This window comes from Caballeronia telluris (genome assembly GCF_001544495.1).
GTDB classification, from domain to species: domain Bacteria; phylum Pseudomonadota; class Gammaproteobacteria; order Burkholderiales; family Burkholderiaceae; genus Caballeronia; species Caballeronia telluris.
In genome coordinates, this window is record NZ_FCNZ02000117.1 from 1 (window position 1) to 1,655 (window position 1,655).

The window sequence follows — 1,655 nt, forward strand, 5'->3', positions numbered from 1 at the left end:
TCTCGTACGGTTTACTTCGGAAAATCGTGGATATCTGATCGCAGTCCCGTCAACACGGGATGTGCTGACGGATACGAGAATGGCGTCGGCAAGTGTCGGATCGCCGAGCGCGCCATGCCAGTTCTCGACAGGAATTTGACTCGTCGCGATCGTTGAATGGCGACGATGGCGATCATCGAGTATTTCGAGGAGGTCGCGCCGAGCGCTGTCAGGCATTGGCGCCATCGCGAAGTCATCCATCAACAGTACGTCGGTCCTGGCCCACTGTGCGAGAGCTCGCGCGTATCGACCGCTGCCGTGCGCGATGGCGAGCTCCTCTGTTAGTCTCGGCATTTTGAGATAGGCTACCGTGTAGCCCAGACGGCATGCCTGATTGGCAAGCGCGCATCCGAGCCAGGTCTTACCGATGCCCGTCGCGCCGATAATTAGTGTGTTGTGCTTCTCCCGAATCCATTCGCCGGTGAGCAAACGGCTCATGAGTGCGCGATCGAGCCCGCGCGGGGTGCGGTAGTCTATGTCTTCAGCCACGGCATCGGAGAACTTCAGTTTGGCACGCCGAAGGCGCGCTGTGGTTTGCTTGGATTCGCGTTCGTTTGCCTCGCGCTCAACAAGCAAGCCTAAACGCTCTTCTAAACCCAGCGCTTCGATATCAGGGTTGTTGTTCTGCTGCGCTAAGGCGGTTGCCATGCCGTTCAGCCGCAGCGCGTGAAGTTTGTCGATCGTTGGATGATTGAGCATGCGTCCTCTTCAGTGATAATAGTCGGGGCCGCGCACATTGGGATGTGTGAGCGGTAAGCTGGCCTGATCCGTTTCTGTCTGAGGCGACGAATCAAAACCGTTCTTAAGCGTCGAGCTAATGAAGCGGTAGCTCGGCGCCTTCAGATCGATGGCACGGCAGCACGCGGCCTCCGGCCGTGCATTGCCGTGGTCTTTGCCAAGGCGAAGCACGCCAAGGCAGGCGCGAAAGGCTTGTTGGGGATGCTGCCGGCCGCCGAGCAGGTGCTGGATCACGGCGGCGGTATGCGGGCCGATGCGCACGGCCCAGTCGTATAGGCGCTGGGCTCCCCACCCACTGACATCTTGATGGTGAGGCGGCATGTGCGCATCAATCGTAGTGTGGTGGCCACGCCGGGTGCTTCGCGCGTGGGCAGCGATACGCGTGCCTCGGTGGATGATCTCGACTGTTCCATTCGTATATCGAACGTCGACCTGCTGACGCGCGAAGCGGTGCGGTACAGAGTAATAGTGAACGTCAATGTCAACGTGGTAATCAGGCCCCACGCGGGCTACCTTCCAATCAGCATATTGATACCGCAGCGGTGGAAGCGCCTTCAGCGATGAGCGCTCGAACTCATCGAAAGAGCTGCGGCGCGATCCCGGCAGTTTCTTGAACGCTTTGTTGTTCAAGTCGACCAGGAGTGACGCGATCGCGGAGTTTGCCTCGGCCAGGCTAAAGAAACGGTGCTTGCGAAGTCGGGCGAGAATGTATCGCTGGACAAGGAGCACGCCTTGCTCGACCTTAGCTTTATCACGGGGCTTTTTACTCCGGGCTGGGATGACTGCCACAGAATAATGTGTAGTGGACTAGACTAAATCTGACAGTGGTCGGTTTCTCGTGCTGATGCGCGTTGGCGCGGAGGGCGTAGCCCGAAGCG

General features: G+C 58.8%; 1 protein-coding gene and 1 pseudogene. Both read right to left on the reverse strand.

The window, feature by feature from the left end:
• On the reverse strand, window positions 1–738 hold a 738-nt coding region (gene istB / locus AWB66_RS32445), incomplete at its 3' end, for an IS21-like element helper ATPase IstB (RefSeq protein WP_125469890.1).
• A 9-nt stretch (window positions 739–747) separates the two neighbouring features.
• Window positions 748–1,575, reverse strand: a pseudogene (locus tag AWB66_RS32450) (Mu transposase domain-containing protein); the annotation flags it as partial.
• Between the last annotated feature and the right edge of the window lie 80 nt (window positions 1,576–1,655).